This window comes from Pseudolactococcus yaeyamensis (genome assembly GCF_054658615.1).
This window is the reverse complement of the sequence record NZ_BAAGGP010000004.1, coordinates 53,755-78,474: the sequence shown is the minus strand read 5'-3', so window position 1 is coordinate 78,474 and position 24,720 is coordinate 53,755. Positions and strand designations below refer to the sequence as shown.

The window sequence follows — 24,720 nt, the reverse complement described above, 5'->3', positions numbered from 1 at the left end:
CAAATTGAACGATTCGCTGGACACCCGCAAGTCGCCAAGTACGCTGGATTGAACTGGAAACAGACACAATCTGGCAATACTAACTCTCAAAACACGGAACTCGTCAAAAGGGGAAACAGATATCTTAGATATTACCTAGTTGAAGCCGCCAACTCGGTCAGAAGACATCTCCCTGAATATCAAGAGTTTTATACCAAAAAGTACAATGAAGTACCTAAACATCAACACAAACGAGCCATCGTATTAACCGCTAGAAAATTTGTGCGTTTGGTGGAGACGCTACTACGTAACCACCAACTCTATACGCCACCAAGGAGGCATATGGATCAATAAAATTTTATTGAGCACAAGTCCTTGATAGCACTTGCGAAAAAATGAATTTTTCGTAGGCTTATTTAGTGTACCTTAGTTTCATAAATCTTGTAAAATAAATTTACAAGTCTTACTTGACTTATTACCACTAGACTTAATCCAGTTTATAAACCGCAACTCCTAGTGAAAAAGATAAATCTCAGAACCGACGCAAGCGCCGAACCGTGTGATTTTCTATTTTCATACGGTGCTCCTGCGATTACTCGTCGCATAAAAGCATTGCTGAACGCGGTTTAACACCTTTTGCTTCATCATTTAAATGCTGACGATGATTTGAATTCTTGGATTGCTGCGTCTAATAAGTCTTCAGCTGGCAAATCTTTCGTTGTGACGATTGTCTCAAGCAAGTCTTTATGGTTAGCATCAAAGAAATCAAACAATTGTGTTTCAAAGGCAAGAATGTCATCAACTGGCACAGTATCAAGGAAACCATGTGTCAAAGCATAGAGAATTAAAACTTGATATTGAACGGCTAATGGTGCGTGCAGTGGTTGTTTCAAAACTTCCACGGTTCTGCGACCACGGTTGAGTTTGGCTTGCGTTGCCGCGTCCAAATCTGAACCAAATTGAGTAAAGGCTTCAAGTTCACGGAATGATGCTAAGTCAAGACGAAGCGTTCCGGCAACTTTTTTCATGGCCTTAATTTGTGCACTACCACCAACCCGTGAGACAGATGAACCGGCATCAATGGCTGGCCGAATACCTGAATAGAAGAGGTCATTTTCTAAGAAAATTTGACCATCGGTAATTGAGATAACGTTTGTTGCGATGTAGGCTGAGATATCGCCTGCTTGCGTTTCGATAAATGGTAAGGCAGTCATAGAACCACCACCTAATTCATCAGAAAGTTTGGCGGCACGTTCCAAAAGACGTGAGTGCAAGTAGAAAACATCACCGGGATAGGCTTCACGACCTGGTGCCCGACGGAGCAAGAGTGAGAGTTCACGATAGGCAACGGCTTGTTTTGATAAGTCATCGTAAACAACCAAGACGTGTTTGCCATTATACATGAATTCCTCACCCATAGCTGCACCAGCATACGGCGCGATGTAAAGCAAAGGTGAAGGCTGTGAAGCAGATGCCGTCACAACAATGGTGTAGTCAAGCGCACCATATTTGCGGAGCGTTTCAACTTGCGTGCGGACGGTTGATTCTTTTTGACCAATCGCCACGTAGATACAAATCATATCTTGACCTTTTTGGTTCAAGATCGCATCAATGGCAATCGTTGTTTTACCTGTTTGACGGTCACCGATAATCAACTCACGTTGACCACGGCCGATTGGTACCAAGGCATCAATCGCTTTCAGACCTGTTTGAAGGGGCTCAGCAACACTTTTACGTTGCATCACACCCGGTGCTGCTGCTTCAACTGGACGTGTTTTATCCGTTTTAATGTCGCCAAGACCATCGACAGGAATCCCCAAAGGATTGACAACGCGTCCAATCAACGCTTCGCCAACAGGGACTTCCATGATTTTACCTGTCCGTTTAACTGTATCGCCTTCACGGATATCGCCAAACTCACCGAGAACGATAATCCCGACGTCAGTTGACTCCAAGTTTTGTGCCATACCGTATGAACCGTTTGAGAACTCAAGCAATTCACCACTCATGGCATTTTCCAGACCATGAGCACGGGCAATCCCGTCACCAACGTATGTTACAACTCCGGTCTCAGCGACCGAAAAATCAGGTGTGAAATTTTCAATTTGTTGTTTAATCAGTGAACTGATTTCATTAGCGTTAAAAGCCAAAGATTGTCGCCTCCTTATTAGAGCATTTGAATTTCAAGCTATTTTTCTAGAAAAAAGAATGTTTATCGGACCTGCGCAAGCGCAAATCAGTTAAAGCCTTTTTCTAAGAAAGTTTACGACTGTGTCGCCCAAGCTTTCAGTATCATTTTTAAATAATTGATTTCGCAATTTTATTTAATTGCGATTTAATACTAGCATCGATGATTTTGCCACGAGCATTGATAATCACGCCACCCAAAATACTGCTATCAACTGTATTTTTGATTGTGACTTCATTGAGGTCAAATTTGCTTTTAATCGTTGCTTCAAGTTTACTGAGTTGGGCATCAGATAGTGCAATCGCACTCGTCACGTCAACATCTGAAATCTTGAACAAACTATCAGCTTGATGTCGGATTTCCTTAATGATGATAGGTAACAATGCCATCCGTTGATTTTTCACCAACACTTCCAAGAAATTCTTGAAAATATCAGAGGACACATTTTGTAAACTCTCAATGACTTGATGTTTCTTATCATCCGAATAAGCTACATCAACTAAAAAAGCTTGGAAATCCGTCGACTGAATGACTTGACCAAAAGCAGCCACTTCAGCTAAGACAGCCTCTAATTGCTGACTTTCTTGAGCAACTTCAAGCAAAGCTTTACTATATTTTTGAGCAATAATGAGAGACATATTTATTCCCCCAATTTTTCCAAGTATTGATCAATCAAATCTGATTGCGCTGACGCATCCAGTGTTTGACCAATCAATTTCTCAGCAATTTTGACTGAAATATCAGCAACATTGCCCTTGATGCCTGAAATGGCTTCTTTTTTAGACTGTTCAATTTCTTCATTGGCACGTTGTTTCGCACGGCGTGCTTCTTCTGCAGCTTCTGCCACAATTTTGGCTTTATTGGCTTCAGCAGTATCTTTAGCACTGTTGATAATTTTAGTGGCTTCATCACGTGAACCTGCTAATTCAGATTCACGTTGCGCTACAAATTTTTCAGCTTGTAGCCGTGCTTTTTCAGCATTGTCAATGTCATCATTGATTTTTTTAGCACGTGCATCAAAAATTGATGTCAATGCACCCCAAGCATACTTTTTTATCAAGATAAGCAAGATTAGAAAGGCACCGCTGACCACAATGATGTTGCCTAACATTGAACTCGGAGCAGATTCTAACAAAATAAATGGACCCATGACTACTCCTTTCTACTCTACTTTTGCGATTTTTGCATTGATATACATGGTTGATAATAAAACGAAGACGTATGCTTGTAATGCGCCGATAAAGATTGAGAATGCTGTCCATGCAATTTCCAGAACAATCGCAAATGGTAAGAGAACAAAATGTACATTTCCAAGCTGAGCAAGCAAACCAACCAAAACTTCACCTGCAAAAATATTACCCCATAAACGTAAAGCCAAACTCAGAAAGTTAATAAACTCTTCCATAATATTCATCGGTAACATGGCAGCTGGTGTCAAGAAAGTGTGTTTGATATAGCCCTTAAAACCGAAACGTCTGACGCCCGATAAAGTTGCAACAAGCGCCACCATTAAAGATAGTGTCAAGGTCACACCAATATCTGCCGTTGGCGATTTCCAATAAGTCAGCTCATTTGCACCTTCAATTTTAGTCATCAAACCAATATTGTTAGACACAAAGATAAAGATAAAGAGTACAAAAGTAAAAAGTGAATAACGACGAGATTCAGTCGCACCCATATTATCTTTTGACACCCCATTGACAAAATCAATTATCCATTCCAGAACATTTTGTTTTTTGGTTGGGCGCAAAGTCATTTGACGACTCGCCCAAAAAACAAAACCGAAGATAACCACACAAGTCAAAAGCGTCATGACAAGGACAGTACCATCAAAATAAACCGGTCCAATATGAAAAGACCAAGATTTTTCCAAGATTTTTCACTTCCTTTCTAAACATAGAGGTAACCAAGATTGACATGATTACAACAAGAAGTCTCTTATTTCAGAATGAATGCTAAACCAGCCGTGATAAAGAAAGTCCCTTCAATAAATGCAATCCCAATGAACATAAACGAACGTAATTTGTTCTCAAGTTCTGGTTGGCGTGATACTGCGTTCAAAATACTACTTACGATAAGACCTTCACCGATACCTGCACCGAGTGCTGCAATCCCTAAAGCGAGAATTCCTAATGACATGAATTTGTCCTCCTTAAATTTGGATAAATTTTTTCTTGTAAGTCTACCTTACGTTTTTACTTAACAGTAAAATTCTAGACCTATTTTGCTGAAATGTCAACCAAAAAATCAGTCCAGAGACTGATTTTCTGAAAAATAACGAAAAAGTTTTCAGTTTCAAGATAAACGTTCTTCTTGATTGTATTTTATAGGAAGAAATCCAAGCACACGATCCATCATTTTTGTCCAATAATACCACTCATGTGTGCCGTCTGATGTTTCATATATAACATCAAAACCCTTATTTTTCAGGTCTTGAACCGCAAAGTTATTAGCTAGATAGAGAAAATCTTGATGACCACACCAAGCGTAAAGTTTTGGTTGCTCATTGCCAAATGTTTGCCTAAAATCAGTCGCCAGTTTTTGGACAGAATGAATTGATTCGTCGAATTTGTCTAGGTCTCCAAAAACACCTTGCCAGTAAGCCACGTCGCCTATTTCTTCTCTTGGCACATTTTCAAAAGAAATCGCACCTGACAAACTTGCCGCATAAGAAAATTTGTTAGAGGCAAGGGCAATTTTGAAAGCACCGTAACCGCCCATGGACAAACCTGCAATAAAATTCTTCTCACGTTCAGTAGAAAGATTTGGCAGAAAATTTTGCAAGACTTGCGGCAATTCGTCTACAATCGCATCATAATATCTCGCCCCATAAGTCGTATTGGTATACCAAGCTAAATCTGTTGACGGCATCACCACTGCAAGATTAGTGCTTCTAACCAGACGCTCAATGCCAGAACGATTGAGCCAAGAATCTTGATTGCCTGACATCCCATGCAACAAATAGAGGACAGGGATGTCCGTTGTCGACACGTCCTCATCTGGATTTTTGCTTACTTCAGGGTATAACACGTTGACCGTGCGCACCATGCCTAGCATTTCTGAGTAATAGTCAATTTTAAAAAGTGCCATAATCTATCTTTGTACACCAGTCAGACATACAATTCCTTTCTACGATTTCATGCCATGAAATCTTGAAACTTATCCTATGCTTCGTTGCAGCGAAACAGAGTTATTCTATCAGTACTTTTTCAGAAGTATTGCTTCTATTTTATCATTTTACCGTCAAGATGTGCCAAGATTTACCGTTTTTTTCAAATTTAATGGCACCATTTTCATCCGTTCGTAAAATCTGAACGCCATATTTCTGAAAAATCGTGAGCGTTTCCATATTCGGATGTCCATAGCGGTTATCCTGACCACAGGAAATCAGACCTACTTTCGGTCTAATGGTCTTGATAAAAGGTTCAGACGAAGATGTTTTCGACCCATGATGTCCCGCCTTTAAAACATCCACCTCAAGCATCGGATAATGCGCCAACAACTCACGCTCACCCGCCGCCTCCAAATCACCCGTTAGTAAAAACTTTGTCCCATACAAGTTACCGTATAAAACAATCGAATCGTTATTCTTACCATCCCCTGGGATAAATGGATACAGCACTTCCAGATAGCGATTAAAAATCTTTAACCGTTGACCGACTTGCGCCACCTCAATTTTAGCCCGAGTTTGCTTTAAAAGTTTAACAAATTTAACATTGCTGAGACTTCCTTGACTAACTAGGATTTTTTTGACTTTAATTTGATCGATAACTGCAAGCAAATCTCCCATATGATCGACATCAGTATGGGTCACAACTAATGTATCAATCTGACCGACACCCAAACTTTTTAGATAGGGAATTAAAGTCTTTTCAGCCGCTGCTGCTGTCGTTCTCTCCTGCCACTTCTTCTTTGCCCCTATCTGAATGCGTCCACCTGTATCGATTAAGATATTGCGCTGATTAAATCGATCCTGTAAAAAAATACTATCGCCTTGTCCAATATCCACCATGGTAATCGACGGTGTTGGTGGTTTTTTAGTCACGAAAAATAAACTCAGCAAAACCAATGCCAATCCATATCTGATTTTTCGATTGTGCCACTGGTCAATCAAAAAGCCTGTCACAACTAACATTGCCAAAAAAATGAAGGCAGTTGGTTTGCCAAGAATTAATGGATAATGACTCCAACTGTCGGTCAATTTGATGAGATTTTCAAGCCACTGGAAAACGATATTGACTTGTGTTAATGTAAAACCTGTCACCATTGCCAGTAAACAAATAAGAGATAGACCCGGTAGAAAAAGGATATCAAAAAGAAAGCTGAAAACAAAGGTAAAAAAAATTGACAGCGGTTGGAAGTTGTGGAAATAAAGGATGAGAAGCGGTAAAACTGACAGAGAAAGCGTCAGACTTTCTGCTAGTAACTTACGGTATTTAGGGAGACTTTCAAAACGATCGCCAAACATGGAAATGACAAAAGCGAAAAGGAGTGATAAGGTGCCACCAGTGGTTAAGAGAAATTTAGGCATGATCAGAAATAATAGCAAGAGGGTCAGGCTAAAATTATCAAGATTTTTGAACCCTAAATTTGCCAATACTTTCTGGGTGAGTGATCTGATAACAGATATCGAGAATCCCGTCATGCCAGCATAAAAGACTGAAAATGGGAGTTGAAATAGATCAACGACATCACGTCTAAAACCTAGCCTGAGTAAACCTTTACGTAAAAAATCAACAAAAAATGAAACCTGCATGCCAGATAGGGCAAAGAGATGCATAATCCCCAAACTGGTATAGATGCTCCCCATTTCATCAAAATCTTTACCGAGATAACCAAAAAGCAAGCCAGTCATATAGGCTGACATCGGTCTGGGAAAATGTTGCTCACAAAACAAAATAGCTTTGCGTCGTAAAAGTGGCAAACTCCAGCTTTTTTTGTGTGTGATTTTTATGATTTGGTCAATCGTCAAGACACGGTAAATATTTTGTGTTTTGAGATAGGCTTGGTAATCAAAGCCATTGAAATTACGGCTCTGACTAGCTTGTTCTAGTTGTCCTGAAATAGATAAAACGACTGGTTGTGCTAATGTCTTAAAATACTGCTGTTCTTGCACCGTTGCTAGCTTATAATAGATCTGATAAGTTTGCTTGCCTGACTTGCCCCGAAAGGAAACTTGGTCACCATTGACCTGAATTGTATCAAGTATTGGAGTAATCTGAATCACTGTCGTCTCACGCGCAAAACTTTTAACTTCTTGATGTTTAATCCCCAGACATATCGTCGCAAAGACAAGTAAAATCAAACTGAGCTTTAAAAAAGTTCTGATACCATTATGCCAAATTAAAGTAAAAATGGAAATCACAAGGAAGATCATGAGTAGATAGGAGAAGCGAAAAATGGCGTAGTAGACGATGACACAAAAATAAGCGACAAAAATTGAGGGTAGATTAATCCACACTAATGCTTGCTTTAAGTTTTTCAATCATCTTCTCCCCAAAACCTGAGACCTTGCCCAAATCTTCTGGTGTCTTAAAAGGGCCATTTTGTTCGCGATAATCAATGATGTCCTGAGCTCTTTTAGCCCCTACGCCGTTCAAGGTCTGGAGCTGTGCATGTTCAGCCGTGTTGATGTTGACTTTATCTGATGATGCAGGCGTCGCTGCTTCTTGTCCTGTCGCATTCTTTTCTGTTGTCGCTACTGACGAAGGGACAACCCTAACATTTTCACCAATATTTGCCACGTAAATAATCATCTCATCTGTCACCTTTTGAGCTAAATTGATCGACTTTCCATCTGCTTGGTCAGTCAAGCCACCAGCTAAGGTGACGACATCATTGACCCGAGCATTACTGTCTATTTTATAAACTGCAGGTTTTTTCACTGCACCTTTAATATCGACCATGATTTGTTTGCTCGTCTCGGATTTTTGACTTTCATTAGACTGTTTTACAGTAGGTTGTTCCGATTTGAGTGTCGTTACAGATTGCTCTGGTAAGACAAGTGCATCACCAGTATCATTTGTTATGCTTCTTACTCCAAAAAAGACAATCAAAATGAGAACTAACCCGATGCCTATGACAAGTTTTAAATGTTCTTTTACTTGTTCAATTATCATTTTCATATTCATATCTTCACCTCACTTTTATATACGAAAAAAATCCCCATTTGTCACAGGGATTTTAGCTTATTTTTTGAGGTTTTGGACAAATTGCTTAAAGATTTTTTCGTCAGAATAACTCAAGACATTTTTGGCATAAATGCGCTCTCCGAATTTTGCAACAACAAGCAAGGCAAGAGCCTGCATCGCCAAAGCAATATAAGCATCAGCAGATGTCGAAACTTCTGTAGCCAAACGACTTGGCATAAGTGTTGTTGAGACAAAAGGTATAAAACTCAAGACTTTAAGAACAATATTACTAGGGATAGTTCCCCCAACTATACCCGCCATGTAACCAATCATAGATAGAAAGACAATAGGCTGGACAGCTTGTTGAACCTGACTTTGATCATTGACAAGACTTGCGATGATTGCCGTCAAGAATAGATAAGACAAAAGACCAACTACCAACATCAGAACAGAGAAAATCAAAAAGCTACTATCAACTCCTTTAACCATCTCTAGGACGCTTTTAACCATCTTATTATCTTTTAAGATGACGCTTGCGCCTACTCCCAAGACAACATAAAACAAGATATGTGTGAGTACAAGTAAGCCGATGCCCACAATTTTACCATAATATTGGACTTTAGCACTTGTAGCTGCTAGTAATGTTTCCATAATACGACTTGATTTTTCATTCGCAATTTCCTGAGCGATCATATTAGTATAAACCATTAATAGCATGAAAATCACAATCACAACAACCGTTGAAATTAAGTAATTTGCTGCGTTTTTACCTTCACCCCCGTCAGATTCTCCTTTATCACTTAAGGTTTTCATGGTTAATTCTGCTGGTTTTTGTAAATTTTCTAAATCTTGCGCACTTAATTTTAACTGACTCGCTTTATTTGCCAAATCAATCTGTGATAGAGCTGTTCTAACCGTTGTTTCAGTAAATTTTGTCGTCCCATCTGTTGAGGTGACCAAGGTATAGCTATCGTCTTGCTTGACTAAGTAACCATCCAGTTTATCTGACATAATTTTTTTCTTCGCCGTATCAACATCAGCTACTTCTACAATATCAGCGTCTAATAATTTACCTGACTTAATCGTTTGCGCAAGGACTGTATTATCTACCACAGCAAGCTTTGCTGGCGTATCATTGTTCGTTTTAGCGATAATAAATCCAATAGCAAGCATCACAATCGGTATCAGCAAAGGTGTTAAAACGGCTATCCAAAAGCTTGGTGTCTTAATTTTTGTACGATAAACCTGTCCTGCGACTAATTTCATCTGTTTAAACATTTTCAGCGACCTCCTTACGGAAAATTTCATCGAGCGTTGGTGGTGCTTGCACAAAAGCTTGAACATAGCCTGATTGACTAACTTGTTTGAAAATCTCTCGACCAACGGACTCCTCACTGACATGAATCATACGACCAGCACCTTGTTTTTCAATCGTCTGAACACCAGAAATGGCTGACAAATCAGCATCTGGCACATCGCTTTCTATATAAACTTGCGTGCGGCCAAAGCTGTCTCTAATCCCATAAACATCGCCTTGCAAAACGACTTTACCTTTTTTGAGCATGGTTAACTGGTCACTGAGCAACTCAACCCCACTCATATTATGGCTTGAGAAAATAATCGCTGCACCATTTTCCTTGAGCGTTTTAATTTCCGACATCAAAAGACTGGTATTGACTGGATCAAGACCTGTAAAGGGTTCATCCAAAATCAAAAATTCTGGCCGATGAATTAAGGTTGCGATGAACTGGACTTTCTGGGCATTCCCTTTTGAAAGAGTCTGCACTTTATCTGTGATTTTACCAACAACTTCTAGTTTTGCCATCCATTGTACAAGTTCTTCACGCGCCTCAGCTCGTTTCATGCCATGGAGCTCAGCAAAATACAAGATTTGTTCTTCAATCGTCAACTTTTGATAAAGGCCACGTTCTTCAGGTAAAAAACCAATTTTTTGCTTAATCTCTTGTGTGATAGGCGCAGCTTGCCAAGTAATCTGACCATGATCTGGTTTGATGAAATCCAAGATCATCCGAAACGTGGTTGTTTTTCCTGCACCATTTTGACCAATCAAGCCCATGATTTCTCCCGGCTTAACGGTCATATCCAGCTGATCAACCGCAATCTTATCCCCAAATTGCTTGGTGATATTCTGTAGTGTTAACATATAATATCCTTTCTACGTGCGCCAAGGCGCATTTGAAACTTGACCGACGCTATCGCTCTGGCCAAGAGGGGTCATTCGCGACCTTCGTCTGCTCAAAGTTCTTTCTAGGTGCGCTTATACGCACTTGACAGCACGAGGGCAGTCAACGCTTTTTAATAGATAGTTTGTAAAATTCTAAACTTTCTTTATATAACAATTTTATTTTATCACATCTGCTAGAAATTAGCTTGTTAAAACTGGCGTTTGCCTATTTTCTCATCCAATAGGCTAAATAAAGAACACTTAATGACAATGCCCAAACAATATAGGTCACAGGCACACGAATATACTCGACATTGAGTGATAGGATGACTATGGTAGCCAAAATAAGAATCGCTGCAATCCCAATATGTGATAAGGCTTGTTGATACTGCGCTTTTCGTCGCTCATCTGTTGCCGCAATCCTTTTAGCATGTAGTAATTTCGGCGACTTGAATTGCTTGCGAATGGTCAATAAATTACTGGCAATCGCCATAATAAAAGTGGTAAGGCAAACCCCAGAATACTAAATGTTCTTGCTGTTGAACCATACTGCGATGTGATGTTTAAAGTAGCATAGATTAAAACGACAACGACAAATATTGTAAACAGAATTAATTTCAATACTTGGTAAATCTTAAATTCTGAATCAGTTTGAATATTTTTAAACCATAAAAATTTAAACATGACTTCCCCTTTCTTTAAGCGCCACCTATTTCCTCATCCGATAATAATAGTAACCCAAAACAAGATAAAGTAAGATAAGTAAGTCCATCATCGTCACTTCAATCACATCTCTCTTAATGGAGAAGACAATTAAGATGGCAATAATCGTTAATAAAACTTTACCAATCTGAGCCCAGACCTCTTGTTCAACTATTTTTCGACGCTCATCTGTTAATCTCAATCGCGCAGATCTTAGCCGTTTAGGACTACTTAAGACGCGAATCAACCAAATGATGTAGCATACGAAAGGGATACTACCGCCAATCAGACCACCAATGAAGTAAGATGACCAGCCAAAATTACGATAGATAATCCAACACGTCCCTAACCCAATCAAAAGCGTCAAAGGCAGCCAAAGTAGCTGATATTTCCGGTAATCTTCATCTGCTATCACGTTCTTTTTAAATAGATATTGCAACATCACATCTCCCCTTTCTCTGTTTCTGGGTCACTAAAAAAAATATCTTCGATACTGGTCTCAAAATACTGAGCCAGTTTGTAAGCCAGATTCAGAGACGCTGTGTATTTTCCTTTTTCTAGTGAAATAATGGTCTGTCTCGTTACCTCCATCGCTTCAGCTAAGGCTTCTTGAGAGACGCCGTAGGCTGTTCGATAAGCCTTAATTTTATTCACCAGCACCTCCTGTCTAGTTTGCTTTACGTAAAGTTTACTATACTTTTTTAACGGTGTCAACAGGTAAATTGGGATTTTTTTCGACTGAGTGACAATCTAACAGAACTACAGACATCACACTAACTACCAAGTATATGTTACTCTATCAACGCTCAGTGAGAGGATAAGAACTTTTGTTCTTTAATAATTCCCATTTTATAGCAGCACAAATGGCATACTAAACATTATGCCGAATCAATAAAGATTTGACTAGCATTGTTATATAAGAAATACTTTCAAACATCATGACACTTACAGTGATCAATAAAATTTCCTGTAATCCAATTTGAACAAGAGATATTAACCATTGACTAAAGTTAATGCTTGTAATGCCTAAAAAGATATTCAAAATAGATAAACTTATGACGTAAGTTAATGCAGCTTGAAATTGTAATTGAAAATTTTTTTGTTCATTTTTTTGAATTATCGTAAATAAAATACAAGAAATCGCCAAACCTGATAAATTATAACGCGCATCAAGTTGATTTAGTGTCACAATTATTGGCATCACGAATACTATTATAAGGTATAGAATATCTAGAATTTTTGGCAAATCCTTTTGTACACTATTGTTTCTGCCACAAACAGTACATTTTCCTATTAAATTAGGTTTAATTGTCCTAGTTTCATTAGTTGTTCCATCTGAAAATTCATATACTTCTGAATAAGCTGTTGTTTGATTTTGTAAAATACTCAAAATGTCAAGACCCATTTTCCCAGCTACAAGTTCTGTCAAACTTGATTGAGTGGCACCTATGCCAGATAATCTAGTAACTTTCATATCTTGCTGATAACAATGATAACAGGGCGTTTTTTCAGGTATATAATTTGGTCCTACTACACCCGTTGTACCTATAAAGCCTCCCTGAACCATACTAACTTTATTTTCAAAAGCTACTTGCCCTACCCACTCTGTCATCTCTTCGGGTGTATCAATTGCTTTTACAACTAAATCAAAATCGGACTTAATGACTTCCCTAACATCTTTAATATGATAAAGTTTCTGATGTATTATTTCTATCAAGACTTCTGGAAAAATAGCTTCCAGTTGTTCTTTTAGTACATCAACCTTATTTCTATCAATATCTATATGGCGGTAAAGTAACTGTCTATTAAGATTACTTAACTCAATCTGATCAAAATCAAGAATTGTCAAATGCTTAATTCCCATTGCACATAATTGCCAAACTATATGCGTACCAATCGCACCGGCTCCCAATATTAATAGTCTCTTTTCTTTTAATTCTTGATAACTTACTGATGACGTTGTGAGCGAAAAATAACCGTTATTTCTTGAAAATGCTGAAGATAACTCTAGTCGATAATCTAGTAAAATGTGTGAACTAAATAATTCAACCATCTCGCTTTGAGAAAATATTATTTCAAGTTCACGCATACTAATTGCCTCTTGATTCTGAAAACAATTAATAAAATGACTATAAATCTTCTTATCTAAAATTTTTTCAAACTTAAATCCATTTCTAATGACAAAACTTTTTTCCGTCTCCAGTACCATGATAAATGGATTAGGGTAGTAAACTTGCACGTCTTCTCCTCCGTATCAATATAATCATAATCAAAAGCAAAACAATCATTAAGCAAGGTAAGATATAGTTAATGGTCTACTGATAACCAGTTGCAAAAATTGGAAATTGTCTAGTTATAATAAAATTCATCGTATTAATAATAAATATAGGCAAATAGAGTCTATCAATCACACCCATTGTAAACTCTATAAGGTTAAAAATTTGTTTATTGGGTCGGACTAGTTCAAATACATATGATTTTGATTTTTCTCGTAAATTAGGTTCATCCAATAACTCACATAATATATAATATCCATCTAGCTTGATTAAAAAGCTTAAATTTAAAAATATCATTCCTATATTTATGGTATTCCACAAAAAGATAGCATAATTATCAAACCCAAATTGATACTCTAATAGTAGACCTACACCTAGAAATATCATCTGACTGCTAATTCCTGCAAACCAAATTTGCAATCGTTTAGACTTATCCTTAATGTGTTTGATACCTGTAATATCCACATAAAAAACAGGATTAAAATGATTAAGCCCAATGCCCATTTCAAATACACTTCCTCCTGAATTTATCATCAATATTGCATGACTACATTCATGTAAAATACCAATTATAAATATCTCGAACAAATACAAGACTATCGTATCCCAACGAAAATAATTTTCTGACATGATATGGGTAACAATTTCACTTAAATGCTCTCTTAAAATAAATAAACTAAAACCTAAAATAAAAACGCCAGATAAAATCGCATTGGATAATACTTGACTTATACTTCCTTTTTTCAAAAAATGAAAATTTTTAGTTATAGGTAACAATATTTTTAAAATATCGAATTTTATCTTCGTTTGTTCACTATCCTCCAATAACCCTTTAGTTGACAATAAAAGTAAGTAGCGTTCAAATTGACTTGCAGTGAAAACATGATCAAATAAATGATATAACTCACCGATTTTTTTCCTACCATCAAGTTTTTGAATTATTTGATATTCTATTTTACCAATTGTAAATGTTTGTTTAGTTATAGTATTTCGGACAATAAACCCAGAATCATCTTCTCGGAATATTAAATCCGAATGATGTTTTGGTTGCCAATCGTCTGTAAACATTTTCTTTCCTCGCTATATAAAAACATCTATCAGCTGATAGATGCGAAACATTTAAGTCTTGTGTTTTTTAAGCCAAAAATAAAGAAAATACAAAATCGAAACCACTAATAAAATGATACTTATTGTGTTGAATATATCGTATTTTTTTTTCAAAAAATGACTAGAGACAATTAAGATTGCCATAATTAATGAAAATATTTTCTTTCCGTTCATCGTAATATCACTCAACAAACGCTTAAAAGACCCAGTATAAAAACACCAAACATCATGCCATTAGCAATGTCTTGAGCTGTACCATCTTCTTGCTTCTTGCTTCTTGCTTCTTGCTTCTTGCTTCTTGCTTCTTGCTTCTTGCTTCTTGCTTCTTGCTTCTTGCTTCTTGCTTCAGTATATCACAATATCACATTTTTAAAACGTTGTCAACAATAAACTCATTTTTTTATCTAAATTAATTTATATAACTATTTTATTTTGATGAAAAAATAAGTTTTTTCGAAATATCTAAAACAAAAAAAGCAGATACCCTCGCATCTACTTTTTTCTACCTATTGGCTTTATTTAACTTCTTCAAAGTCACCGTCAACAACATTGTCATCTTGAGGCGCTTCATCAGCGTTTTCAGCTCCTGCTGCCGCTTGTTGTTCAGCCGCAGCTTGTTCATAAAGTTTAACAGCCAAGGCTTGTGCTTTTTCGTTCAACGCTTCAAGTTTCGCTTTCATATCTTCAAGATTATCAGCTTCTTGTGCTGCTTTCAACTCATCAAGTGCCGCTTGAGTAGCGTCACGTTCAGTGTCAAAGCCTTTGCCTTCAGTTTCTTTGATTGTTTTTTCAGTTGCAAAGATTGTGGCATCAACTTCATTTTTAAGGTCAACTTCTTCTTTACGTTTGGCATCCGCTTCAGCATTTGCTTCAGCATCTTTCATCATTTTGTCAATTTCTTCATCAGACAAACCTGAGTTTGATTGAATTACGATAGTTTGCTCTTTGTTTGTCCCCATGTCTTTGGCTTTAACAGACACGATACCATTTTTGTCAATGTCGAAAGTTACTTCGATTTGTGGGATACCACGAGGTGCAGCAGGAATGTCTGAAAGTTGGAAACGACCAAGCGTTTTGTTGTCTGCAGCCATTGGACGTTCACCTTGAAGGACGTGAATATCTACTGCTGGTTGGTTATCAGCCGCTGTTGAGAAAACTTGTGATTTAGATGTTGGGATTGTTGTATTACGGTCGATGAGTTTTGTGAAGACACCACCCATTGTTTCAATACCAAGTGACAAAGGTGTTACGTCAAGCAAGACAACATCTTTAACATCACCCGTAATCACACCAGCTTGGATGGCAGCACCCATGGCAACTACTTCATCTGGGTTGACTGATTTATTTGGTTCTTTGTTTGTTTCTTTTTTAACCGCTTCAACAACTGCAGGAATACGTGTTGAACCACCAACCAAGATCACTTCGTCAATTTCAGATGCTGACAAACCAGCGTCTGACAAAGCTTTACGGACTGGTGTTTTCGTACGTTCTACTAAGTCAGCAGTCAAATCGTCAAATTTAGCGCGTGTCAAAGTTTCTTCCAAGTGAAGTGGTCCAGCTTCGCCAGCTGTGATAAATGGCAATGAGATTTGTGTAGATGTTACACCTGACAAGTCTTTTTTAGCTTTTTCAGCAGCATCTTTCAAACGTTGCAAAGCCATTTTATCTTGAGACAAGTCAATACCATTATCAGCTTTAAACTGTGCTACCAAGTAATCAATGATTTTTTGGTCAAAGTCATCACCACCAAGATGGTTATCGCCAGATGTAGATAAGACTTCAAAGACACCATCGCCAAGTTCAAGAACTGAGACGTCAAAAGTACCACCACCAAGGTCAAAGACAAGGATTTTTTCGTCTTTATCAACTTTATCAAGACCATAAGCAAGTGCTGCTGCTGTTGGTTCGTTGACAATACGTTCTACTTCAAGACCAGCGATTTTACCAGCGTCTTTTGTTGCTTGACGTTGCGCATCGTTAAAGTAAGCAGGAACGGTAATAACAGCTTTTTCAACTTTTTCACCAAGGTAATCTTCAGCAAAACCTTTGATGTATTGGAGAATCATGGCTGAAATTTCTTGTGGTGTGTAAGATTTACCACCAGCTTCGACTTTATAGTCTGTCCCCATGTGACGTTTGATTGAGATGATTGTATCTGGGTTAGTCACTGCTTGACGTTTGGCAACTTCACCAACTTGAATTTCACCGTTTTTGAATGCCACAACTGATGGTGTTGTGCGATTACCTTCTGGATTAGCGATGATTTTAGCTTCGCCGCCTTCAAGAACTGAGACAGCTGAGTTTGTTGTACCTAAGTCAATACCGATAATTTTAGACATAATGTTTACCTTCTTTTTATTTTTGTGTGTTGATTTTGTTTTCTGAAGTGGGGAAATTCAGTGAACTTCCTGTGGCTATCTCTAATTCGCTGTTTGTCTCCTTTCAGGAGCCTTCACGCTCATAAGAACTATCTCACAGGTGATTTCACTGAATTTGACGACTGCGTTGTCACCACTTTCAGAAACAAAATCAGGGAAGTTTGCGCGATGCGCATCCTTTTTTACGCTATGCGCACTCTTTAAATTTATTTATAGTTTTTTGACATTTCGGTCAAACAACTCTTTATTGATAAACCACAACCATTGCAGGGCGCAGGTTGCGTTCGTGGAGTTGATAGCCTTTTTGTAAAACTTGGGCAATGGTATCAGCTGGATGCTCATCGTCTGCTGGCGCTGTTTGAACTGACATGTGGAAGTTAGGGTCAAATTCGCCTTCTGTTGCGACTTCGACAACGCCTTCTTCTTTAAGAGCATTGAGCAAACTTTCTTGCGTCATTTCCAAGCCTTTTTTAACATCCTCTGTCAAACCTTCAACTGCAAGCGCACGCTCAAGATTATCCAGACTTGGCAATACTTTACGCGCCAAATCTTGTGAACGATATTTCAAAAGCGTTTGCCGCTCTTCATTAGCACGGCGTTGATTGTTTTGCATTTCCGCATGCGCCTTAAGATACTTATTTTCCATCTCATCGAGTTTAGCTTGGAGCGCTGCTAACTCATCGATTTCGTCGTCGATAATCTCTTCCAAAATCGCTTCGTTCTCAACTTCCTGAGCTAATTCTTTTTCGACGTCTTCATGCTGCTTTTTCTTAGACATTACATCTCCTTTTGTTATTTTTATATCACTTCATAGTGATTACCATCGAGATAACGATAGTAATCACTCAGTTTCATGGTTAAAATCTTGGCCACAAGGTCCATGGTCGAGACAACTTTTTGGTAGTCTAAATCTACAGGTCCCATCAGCGCCAAAGTACCCAGACCTCGATAGGGCACAACAAATTGTTGCGTCATGAGGGTGATGTTTTTTGAAATCTGATGATTCCCCGTCAAGTTTGAATCAAATTTGACACTTCGGATTTCATCATCAGAGACCGTATCTCGAATTTCATGAATAATGGCATCATCATCCATCAAAATCTTATAGAGTGAAACAACATCATCTGAATACTCTAACAAGTTTTGTCGACCTGATGAAATCAAGTTTTCCTTGAACAGGTCTGAAAAGACATGGTCAAAGAGTTGCAAGACATCTGTCGTCACAACAAAATATTTCTGTGCAACCTGCGGAATTTCTGTCAACAAGGAATAGTGGACATCCAAAATTCGCTTGCCAACCAACCGCTCATCAGAAATAAACTTGAAAGTCGTCAAATCGTCTAAGGTCATCGACCTTGGCAGTGAGAATTGCATCGTTTTGACCAAACCTGTATCAAGGGTCATCACAGCCATAGCTGAATGACTATCAAGCTGGACGATATCAAATTTAGACAGAACCTGATTTTTCAAGGAGACATTTAAAATGAAAGCTGAAAAACCTGTCATATCTGATAAAATTTGCGCCGCCTGTTGGTATAGCACATCCAGTTTATAAAACTCACCATCGAAACGTTTCATCACCTGATAAACATCATTATTGTCTAGCTTGCCAGGCTTTAAAAAGTTTTCAACGAAATATTTATACCCTGTCACACTTGGTACGCGACCAGATGACGTATGCTCTTTTTGAATGAACCCGAGTGTTTCTAGCGCCTTCATATCATTTCTGATGGTGGCACTGGAAGCGTTAATCGAAGTCATCAAAGCCTTAGAACCGACCGCTTTATGCGTTTGTGTATAAAGCGAGATAATCAAGTTTAAAATTTGTTGCTGGCGTTTTGTAATCATGTTGAACACCTCTTTTTTAGCACTCGTAGTTGCCAAGTGCTAACTACATTTATTATTATATAACTCTCTTGTTTCATTGTCAAGAAAAAAACAAAAAAATTAGCACTCTTTTATATCGAGTGCTAATTTCAAACCTATCGTCTTTATTGAAGCATAATGTTAGATTAGCCCCTTAGTCTTAGAAGTCAGAAAAACGTTGATAAAGCTGACACTCATAACGATAAAGGTAAACCATTCTGCTGATGTTGCGCCTGTTGACCAAGCATAGTAAGCAAAATTGCAAACCAAGATAAACACGAAGAATAACAAGGCATAAATGGCAAATTTCCAAAATTTAGTCAACAAGAAGATAAAAGCAACCAGTAAGACAACATAGAGCAAAAACTGAAGATTAGTCATTGACATACTTGACTGTAACTTGAAGGCTGCAATTGCTTTAAGCAAAGTATCATAGACGATTTTGAAAGTTTGTAGATTGGGCAATATGTTGTTAATCATTCGCCAAGCTGAATAAATCAGCAGACCAATGCTAGACAAAATGACAAATGATGATGATTTTCCTGAAAACATGGGAACCAGTACTCCTAATTTAAACTTTTAGATAACATTAGATATGACTATTCTACCATAATTTTCATGAAGCATCGTGGTTAAATCTGATTATTTCTTATCTAATAACTTGAGATAATCTTCTAATGTCAAGTGATGTTCTGTCATGTATTTGGCATTGGCAACACCGACATAGCGAAAATGCCAGTCCTCATAGTCAACACCAGTACTCGCAGCACCACCTTCTGGAAAACGTAGAACAAAACCATATTCTGGGGCAATCGCAGCAATTTGTGTCGCTGTCGTTGATTGATTGAGACTGTCAACATCAGATAAATCAATAGCTAAACCTGTCTGATGCTCAGATTTCATCGGTGGTTGTGAATAGGTTTGAACAATTTGTTCTGCCGCATCACGATTTAATGACGGATCAGCTGCCATCTCTTGATTGACATACTGCTCGTAGAGTGTCCCTTGGTAATCAACACTACGATAGCCTGAAATCAGATGTTCATTCGAATTAATGGCTTGAGCAGCTGACAAAAATTGTTCTGTCGCATCGGCGATTCGTGCATCAACCCAAATATTATCAATCTGTACGATAGCTATATCCATCTCGTCTTTAGGATGCTCACGATTGACCAAAACAAGCTCCCAATCTGTCGATTGACTAGCAGGTAAACTCTTATCTTTTTTAACTTCCGATGTTTGCGCTTTTGAAGATGTCTTAGTTTTTTCTGTCGATTTTTGAGACTGACTCGTTGTTGCTAACTTAGCTGGTGACGCTGTCTCTTTTTTAAGCATGGCATGGACGACAAAGACAAGCGCACAAATGGCTAAAATAGCCACTACAGTCGCACCAACTACACGATCATAACGTGGTTTTTTACGTGGTCTTCTTCTATGATAAGGTTCTTGGTGTTGTTCATTCTGCATTTAAAATCTCCCTTCCTAATTCTCGGTAGCTCATATCTCCGATTTCTCCAATTGAAAAATTACCATCTGAGTAAGTTAAGTGTGTGACCGATCCGTTATCCAGACCTTGAAATTTCGGACGGCGACTATCAAGCAGTTTGATAAATGTCGCTATCGTCATACCATGACTCACAATGACGATATTTTCTGCACCATTGGCCTCAGCCTTTTTAGCCGCATCAAAGAAACCATCGAGGATGCGTTTACTGAGCACTTCCCAAGGCTCTGCCCAACCTGCTGTATCAACTTCTAAAATCCCCTTAGCGATGTCTTCATAGGTCAAGTCGTTAGGGTTTTTCCCTTTATAGGCATCTGTCCTTGGCAATACGCCATTGAAAAGTTCGCCGTCATAACCGCCATCCAGACTGCCAAAACACCACTCTCGAATGCGTTTATCTGTTTTATAAGGAATCCCCTCATTTTCGGAATACTTCAAGATAAATCCCATGGTCTGAATTGTTCGGCCACTATCTGACGAAAAAGCGTAATCGAATTTGATATTTTTCGCTGCAAAACCCACCCCAAGCTCAGTAATGCCGATTTCACCAGCACGTGTCAAGGGGGTATCAGACCAACCTTGGGCACGGCCGATTGTATTAAACATGGTCTTGCCATGTCTGACTAAATAGATATTTACCATCTCTGTTCACTCCATTTTTAAAAACATTTGTTTGTTTTCTTGATTGATAGCTGGCTGAATCGCTAGGCAAAATCACACGGCACAAAAACCGTCTGACTATTCTTATGTAAGCGCTCATCAAAATCATTTATAATCATTTTAACAAAAAAAAGCAGATTTCTCTACTTCTAATCAACACTTGGTATGTATTTTCTCCTATCTGATAATATTTGAACTAAAATCACAACCCTATATTATATCCAGAAAAGATTAATAAAATCGAAATGATTTGAAATCAAAGTCAGATCCTGGTAAAAAAACGAAAGCAATCTCTTGCTTACCAAACAGCTTAGGGATAGTAAATTCTTGCCACGCTAAATCGGTGGTTTCTAAAAATTCGATAAATGTTTTTTGTGTGTTGCCATTTTCTTGATAACTCAATTGAATTGTGTTTTTTCTACTAATTGAACTACCTTGAATTTGGAGTTTATTGACACCATTCTCACCAAAGTCCATATCTTTAAACTGAATCGTGACATTATTGCCTATTTCTGTAATTATGTCTTTATGCTCTTGATAAGAATCACCATAAATCAAATCGTAGTCTGTAATATTAAGCTCACTCAGCGCTTTATTTAACAAATTAAACTCAAATGCTTTCACATGAACTTTTTGCTTAAAAATGAATGAAATAGTTTGCAGTCCTCGAAATCGTTTCGGTAAAACAAATAGTTGTTCTTGATAGGTATTCCAAATACTTCCCTTATCATAAGTTACCACACTTATCTGTTCACTTGTTTCTTCGTAGGGATAACCTTGCCAAATTTCAATCTCAAAGGGATTATTCTCAAGCGGAAATAAAGACAACATTAATTCATTTGATCCAAAATCACCGAAATTAACCTTGTCAAATACAACATAGCTTGTTTCTCCTCGTAATGTTGCGATGCCCCGTTCATTGCCATTAGTTAATGCTACATTACTCCTAGACACAAGTCCACCTGAAATCGTTTGATACGGATTTAAAACCAATTCTACCATACCCTCTATCTGAAACGATTTTTGCGTATAAAGTTGAATCTTCTCACCATGATTCTTAACACCAGCCCTAAGATAAAATGTCCCATTTGCAATTGGTGTGACTTCAATTTCAGTATTACTAAGTTTAACCATTTTTGCAATTTGCGTCTCAATACCTTTGACATCTGTCAATCGCCAAAAAATTTCTTGCGCATCTGCATTGCTAGGATAAGTTATCGCCTTTATTTTGAGTATGTTCTGTTCACTTGTCAATCGTTCAAGTTTTGATAAGTTGTGTAACTCAATTTTTCTGATTGGCATTTCTGGCTCATATTTCGAGGGGGGATTTTGCTCGTATGCGTTTGCTAAGCCTTGTTCAGTATCTCCATTTATTGCTTTCAAACATAAATGACTATCTGGCATACCTTTTGAACTTACTGTAACTTTTATATCACCGATTTGGTTCGTTGCTGCAATAATAGCAAGCAATTTACCACTAAACAAACGCTTACTTGTCCCTTTATACTCATCAAAATCAGTTGAATCACCATTATCTAACCCAATTAATCTTCCTGCCCCTTGAACATCTACACATACTCTATTGTTTGCGTTGGAGACAGCCGTTCCTTGAATATCCTTGGCTTGTATTTCGATAAAAATTAAGTCTTTCGAACGAGCAGTAAGGGTTGACTGACTAGCTGTCAGTGAAAGTTCACTTGCATCACTAAAACTTCTTATGATTTTTTCTTGCAAAATATGTCCCTGATTATCCAAAGCTCTCGCCATCAACTTCCCTTTTTGGTAAGGTATCTTAAAATTTTGAATATAAGTCTCACCTTGTTCTAAGTTAATATCTCTTTCAGCAATCAGTTTGTCATTCAAATAAAGTTGCATTTTCGGTGCATTGGTAACAACACGTATGTCAATCTCATCATCATCTGAAAAATCCCAATAGGGGAAAATATGAATCATCGGCCTTTCTTTATAGTCTGTCCACATGGCTTGAATTATGAAGAAAGCATCTTTGGGAAAACCTGCTGTATCCACTTGTCCAAAATAAGCATTTTTCGTATGATAAGGCGTTGGCTCTCCAATGTAATCCATTCCTGTCCATAAGAACTGCCCCATAGAATATGGCGTATTTCGGTCATTTGTCAAAGCCCACTCAATACTTTTAGCTCCCCAACTCGTCGCACTATTGCCTAAAGAAGAACACTGAAAATCATCATCTGTCAATACGCTTTGTTCCAATGGAAAATGATAGATACCACGACTTGCCACAGTTGCGAGTGTTTCGCTCCCATAAATCAACCAATCTGGATATTTTTCATGATGTTGTGCATACAACTGCTCACCGTAATTATAGCCAACAAGTTTTAATCTGTCAGCCGCCTCTTGTGTTTTTTCCCATAATAGATAATTGGAGCATATCGTGATTTTTGCATTTTGATAAGGGTCAAATTGTTGGACTAAATCAGCTAAATAAGTCAAGGTTACTAGTCCGTCGTTTCTGCCATGTGTATCATAAATTTCATTTCCAATTGACCACATGACAACACTCGGATGATTTCTATCTCGACTAATCCAACTTTTGACATCTTTACTAACATTTGCTTCAAAATATCTTGCATAATCAAAAGTTGTTTTTTTATGTTTCCAAACATCTGTCAATTCAGATTGGACAAGAAAACCCATCTCATCTGCCAACTCAAGCAATTCTTCAGCTGCTGGATTATGAGCTGTTCGAATGGCGTTAGCACCCATTTCTTTCATCAATTTCAAGTTTCTTTTTTGTGCCGTCCGATTAAAGGCAGCCCCCAAAGCACCTAAATCATGATGTAAACAGACACCTTTAAATTTCACTGGTTTGTCATTAAGTAAGAAGCCTTTTTGGACATCAAACAGAATCGTTCGAAAACCAATTTTTGTCACATGTATATCAACACCGTCTGCTGTTACCAAAACCGTTTTAAGCATATATAAATTTGGACTGTCAAGTGTCCAAACTTCTGGAGAAACTACTTTTGCTTTGATCTCACTTATAGACGACAATTTTTTTGTTGTTTTTGAAAGTAAGTTTTCTTCTTCACCCTTTATCAGATAATGACTCAACTCACCTTCTATGTTAGTTTCACTTAGCGACAAGCTCGTTTGAATTTCTAGTTCCCACTCATCTTGCTTGATTTTTTCAGAATGACAATAAATACCATCCGTTTCAATAAATGTATTTGGACGTTGGATTAACCAGCAATTTCGATAAATACCAGCACCACTGTACCATCTTGTATTAGGTGATTGATTTCGAACCCGAACCAAAATCTCGTTTTCTTCCTTTAATAGATGAGATAAGTCAACTTCAAAAGCCGTATAGCCATATCGCCAATTTCCAGCTAAAACACCATTAACATAAACTTCTGAATCTTGATACACACCGTCAAAACGCAAGGTCACCGTTTCATCTTTAGGATGCCATTCAAAAATTTTTCTATACCACCCCTCGCTGTTTCTATATAAATTATGCACATCTGAAATGAGCCAGTCATGAGGTACATCAACCTGTTGCCACCTGATTTGACTTTCCTGTACTTGTTTATAGTCAAATATCTCCAAAAGTGGTTGCTCTGTAAAAAACCAATCATCATTAAATTTTAATTTCATACCTGTTCCCTATTTCTTTTACAAATGAAAAATGACCACTACATTCAAATTTTCTTCTAAAATAGTTGAGAATAAAGTGAATTTATTGAGTAATCATTTTCAAAC

Annotated in this window: 23 protein-coding genes; 1 reads left to right on the top strand and 22 read right to left on the bottom strand. The window is 37.8% G+C overall.

Features of this window, described 5'->3' with window-relative positions; all coding sequences use genetic code 11:
• The coding region (locus ACYQ21_RS01870) for a transposase (RefSeq protein WP_460054555.1) at positions 1 to 333 on the top strand (333 nt) is incomplete at its 5' end.
• Between the two features lie 290 nt (positions 334 to 623).
• Here the strand turns inward: ACYQ21_RS01870 and atpA are convergent.
• From atpA to ACYQ21_RS01760, 22 genes are all read right to left on the bottom strand, one after another.
• The gene (atpA, locus tag ACYQ21_RS01865; protein ID WP_460054552.1) at positions 624 to 2,129 is read right to left on the bottom strand and encodes a F0F1 ATP synthase subunit alpha; all 1,506 of its coding nucleotides are present in this window, start codon (positions 2,127 to 2,129) and stop codon (positions 624 to 626) included.
• Positions 2,130 to 2,277: 148 nt separating this feature from the next.
• Positions 2,278 to 2,805 (bottom strand): F0F1 ATP synthase subunit delta, encoded by a 528-nt coding sequence (locus ACYQ21_RS01860; protein WP_460054550.1) that lies wholly within the window; start codon positions 2,803 to 2,805, stop codon positions 2,278 to 2,280.
• 2 nt (positions 2,806 to 2,807) lie between these two features.
• Positions 2,808 to 3,317 carry a F0F1 ATP synthase subunit B gene (atpF, locus tag ACYQ21_RS01855; protein WP_460054548.1) on the bottom strand — a complete coding sequence of 170 codons (510 nt, stop codon included), beginning with the start codon at positions 3,315 to 3,317 and terminating at the stop codon, positions 2,808 to 2,810.
• 12 nt (positions 3,318 to 3,329) lie between these two features.
• Positions 3,330 to 4,043: a F0F1 ATP synthase subunit A gene (atpB, locus tag ACYQ21_RS01850; RefSeq protein ID WP_460054561.1), complete on the bottom strand. Its 714-nt coding sequence runs from the start codon at positions 4,041 to 4,043 to the stop codon at positions 3,330 to 3,332.
• A gap of 62 nt (positions 4,044 to 4,105) precedes the next feature.
• A complete protein-coding gene (gene atpE / locus ACYQ21_RS01845) occupies positions 4,106 to 4,306 on the bottom strand; it encodes an ATP synthase F0 subunit C (protein WP_460054546.1) in 201 nt (66 codons plus the stop codon).
• A 156-nt stretch (positions 4,307 to 4,462) separates the two neighbouring features.
• Entirely contained in the window at positions 4,463 to 5,257 is a 795-nt protein-coding gene (locus ACYQ21_RS01840; protein ID WP_460054544.1) for an alpha/beta hydrolase, read from the bottom strand.
• Between the two features lie 142 nt (positions 5,258 to 5,399).
• Positions 5,400 to 7,652 carry a DNA internalization-related competence protein ComEC/Rec2 gene (locus ACYQ21_RS01835; RefSeq protein ID WP_460054541.1) on the bottom strand — a complete coding sequence of 751 codons (2,253 nt, stop codon included), beginning with the start codon at positions 7,650 to 7,652 and terminating at the stop codon, positions 5,400 to 5,402.
• Positions 7,618 to 8,292 carry a helix-hairpin-helix domain-containing protein gene (locus tag ACYQ21_RS01830; RefSeq protein WP_460054540.1) on the bottom strand — a complete coding sequence of 225 codons (675 nt, stop codon included), beginning with the start codon at positions 8,290 to 8,292 and terminating at the stop codon, positions 7,618 to 7,620. The genes ACYQ21_RS01835 and ACYQ21_RS01830 overlap by 35 nt, the downstream gene beginning before the upstream one ends.
• 63 nt (positions 8,293 to 8,355) lie before the next feature.
• Positions 8,356 to 9,576: an ABC transporter permease gene (locus ACYQ21_RS01825; RefSeq protein ID WP_460054538.1), complete on the bottom strand. Its 1,221-nt coding sequence runs from the start codon at positions 9,574 to 9,576 to the stop codon at positions 8,356 to 8,358.
• Positions 9,569 to 10,462, bottom strand: a complete 894-nt coding sequence (locus tag ACYQ21_RS01820; RefSeq protein ID WP_460054537.1) for an ABC transporter ATP-binding protein — start codon at positions 10,460 to 10,462, stop codon at positions 9,569 to 9,571. Before ACYQ21_RS01820 ends, ACYQ21_RS01825 begins: the two co-directional genes overlap by 8 nt.
• Before the next feature lie 247 nt (positions 10,463 to 10,709).
• Positions 10,710 to 10,976, bottom strand: coding sequence for a hypothetical protein (locus tag ACYQ21_RS01815; RefSeq protein ID WP_460054536.1), 267 nt, complete (start codon positions 10,974 to 10,976; stop codon positions 10,710 to 10,712).
• 216 nt (positions 10,977 to 11,192) lie between these two features.
• Positions 11,193 to 11,627, bottom strand: coding sequence for a hypothetical protein (locus ACYQ21_RS01810; protein WP_460054533.1), 435 nt, complete (start codon positions 11,625 to 11,627; stop codon positions 11,193 to 11,195).
• Entirely contained in the window at positions 11,627 to 11,842 is a 216-nt protein-coding gene (locus tag ACYQ21_RS01805) for a helix-turn-helix transcriptional regulator (protein ID WP_460054558.1), read from the bottom strand. The genes ACYQ21_RS01810 and ACYQ21_RS01805 overlap by 1 nt, the downstream gene beginning before the upstream one ends.
• A gap of 214 nt (positions 11,843 to 12,056) precedes the next feature.
• Entirely contained in the window at positions 12,057 to 13,424 is a 1,368-nt protein-coding gene (locus ACYQ21_RS01800) for a HesA/MoeB/ThiF family protein (protein WP_460054531.1), read from the bottom strand.
• 76 nt (positions 13,425 to 13,500) lie between these two features.
• On the bottom strand, positions 13,501 to 14,529 hold the full coding sequence (locus ACYQ21_RS01795; protein ID WP_460054529.1) for a hypothetical protein: 1,029 nt from the start codon (positions 14,527 to 14,529) through the stop codon (positions 13,501 to 13,503).
• A gap of 554 nt (positions 14,530 to 15,083) precedes the next feature.
• Positions 15,084 to 16,907: a molecular chaperone DnaK gene (gene dnaK, locus ACYQ21_RS01790; protein ID WP_460054527.1), complete on the bottom strand. Its 1,824-nt coding sequence runs from the start codon at positions 16,905 to 16,907 to the stop codon at positions 15,084 to 15,086.
• Between the two features lie 283 nt (positions 16,908 to 17,190).
• Positions 17,191 to 17,724, bottom strand: a complete 534-nt coding sequence (gene grpE, locus ACYQ21_RS01785) for a nucleotide exchange factor GrpE (RefSeq protein ID WP_460054524.1) — start codon at positions 17,722 to 17,724, stop codon at positions 17,191 to 17,193.
• A gap of 20 nt (positions 17,725 to 17,744) precedes the next feature.
• Positions 17,745 to 18,794, bottom strand: coding sequence for a heat-inducible transcriptional repressor HrcA (gene hrcA, locus ACYQ21_RS01780; protein ID WP_460054521.1), 1,050 nt, complete (start codon positions 18,792 to 18,794; stop codon positions 17,745 to 17,747).
• 159 nt (positions 18,795 to 18,953) lie between these two features.
• The gene (locus ACYQ21_RS01775) at positions 18,954 to 19,364 is read right to left on the bottom strand and encodes a hypothetical protein (protein WP_460054519.1); all 411 of its coding nucleotides are present in this window, start codon (positions 19,362 to 19,364) and stop codon (positions 18,954 to 18,956) included.
• 90 nt (positions 19,365 to 19,454) lie between these two features.
• Entirely contained in the window at positions 19,455 to 20,279 is an 825-nt protein-coding gene (locus tag ACYQ21_RS01770; RefSeq protein ID WP_460054516.1) for a M15 family metallopeptidase, read from the bottom strand.
• Positions 20,269 to 20,958 (bottom strand): histidine phosphatase family protein, encoded by a 690-nt coding sequence (locus tag ACYQ21_RS01765; RefSeq protein ID WP_460054513.1) that lies wholly within the window; start codon positions 20,956 to 20,958, stop codon positions 20,269 to 20,271. The genes ACYQ21_RS01770 and ACYQ21_RS01765 overlap by 11 nt, the downstream gene beginning before the upstream one ends.
• Before the next feature lie 249 nt (positions 20,959 to 21,207).
• Positions 21,208 to 24,615 carry a glycoside hydrolase family 2 TIM barrel-domain containing protein gene (locus ACYQ21_RS01760; RefSeq protein ID WP_460054511.1) on the bottom strand — a complete coding sequence of 1,136 codons (3,408 nt, stop codon included), beginning with the start codon at positions 24,613 to 24,615 and terminating at the stop codon, positions 21,208 to 21,210.
• Positions 24,616 to 24,720: the final 105 nt, after the last annotated feature.

Excerpts from the sequence above, each read along its gene's own strand:
- grpE (WP_460054524.1), bottom strand. The coding sequence starts at position 17,724 with ATGTCTAAGAAAAAGCAGCATGAAGACGTCGAAAAAGAATTAGCTCAG.
- ACYQ21_RS01775 (WP_460054519.1), bottom strand. The coding sequence starts at position 19,364 with ATGTTTTCAGGAAAATCATCATCATTTGTCATTTTGTCTAGCATTGGT.
- ACYQ21_RS01770 (WP_460054516.1), bottom strand. The coding sequence starts at position 20,279 with ATGCAGAATGAACAACACCAAGAACCTTATCATAGAAGAAGACCACGT.
- ACYQ21_RS01830 (WP_460054540.1), bottom strand. The coding sequence starts at position 8,292 with ATGAAAATGATAATTGAACAAGTAAAAGAACATTTAAAACTTGTCATA.
- atpF (WP_460054548.1), bottom strand. The coding sequence starts at position 3,317 with ATGGGTCCATTTATTTTGTTAGAATCTGCTCCGAGTTCAATGTTAGGC.
- ACYQ21_RS01760 (WP_460054511.1), bottom strand. The coding sequence starts at position 24,615 with ATGAAATTAAAATTTAATGATGATTGGTTTTTTACAGAGCAACCACTT.
- dnaK (WP_460054527.1), bottom strand. The coding sequence starts at position 16,907 with ATGTCTAAAATTATCGGTATTGACTTAGGTACAACAAACTCAGCTGTC.
- ACYQ21_RS01860 (WP_460054550.1), bottom strand. The coding sequence starts at position 2,805 with ATGTCTCTCATTATTGCTCAAAAATATAGTAAAGCTTTGCTTGAAGTT.
- ACYQ21_RS01795 (WP_460054529.1), bottom strand. The coding sequence starts at position 14,529 with ATGTTTACAGACGATTGGCAACCAAAACATCATTCGGATTTAATATTC.
- atpE (WP_460054546.1), bottom strand. The coding sequence starts at position 4,306 with ATGTCATTAGGAATTCTCGCTTTAGGGATTGCAGCACTCGGTGCAGGT.
- ACYQ21_RS01815 (WP_460054536.1), bottom strand. The coding sequence starts at position 10,976 with ATGGCGATTGCCAGTAATTTATTGACCATTCGCAAGCAATTCAAGTCG.
- ACYQ21_RS01840 (WP_460054544.1), bottom strand. The coding sequence starts at position 5,257 with ATGGCACTTTTTAAAATTGACTATTACTCAGAAATGCTAGGCATGGTG.
- ACYQ21_RS01820 (WP_460054537.1), bottom strand. The coding sequence starts at position 10,462 with ATGTTAACACTACAGAATATCACCAAGCAATTTGGGGATAAGATTGCG.
- ACYQ21_RS01810 (WP_460054533.1), bottom strand. The coding sequence starts at position 11,627 with ATGTTGCAATATCTATTTAAAAAGAACGTGATAGCAGATGAAGATTAC.
- hrcA (WP_460054521.1), bottom strand. The coding sequence starts at position 18,794 with ATGATTACAAAACGCCAGCAACAAATTTTAAACTTGATTATCTCGCTT.
- ACYQ21_RS01765 (WP_460054513.1), bottom strand. The coding sequence starts at position 20,958 with ATGGTAAATATCTATTTAGTCAGACATGGCAAGACCATGTTTAATACA.
- ACYQ21_RS01825 (WP_460054538.1), bottom strand. The coding sequence starts at position 9,576 with ATGTTTAAACAGATGAAATTAGTCGCAGGACAGGTTTATCGTACAAAA.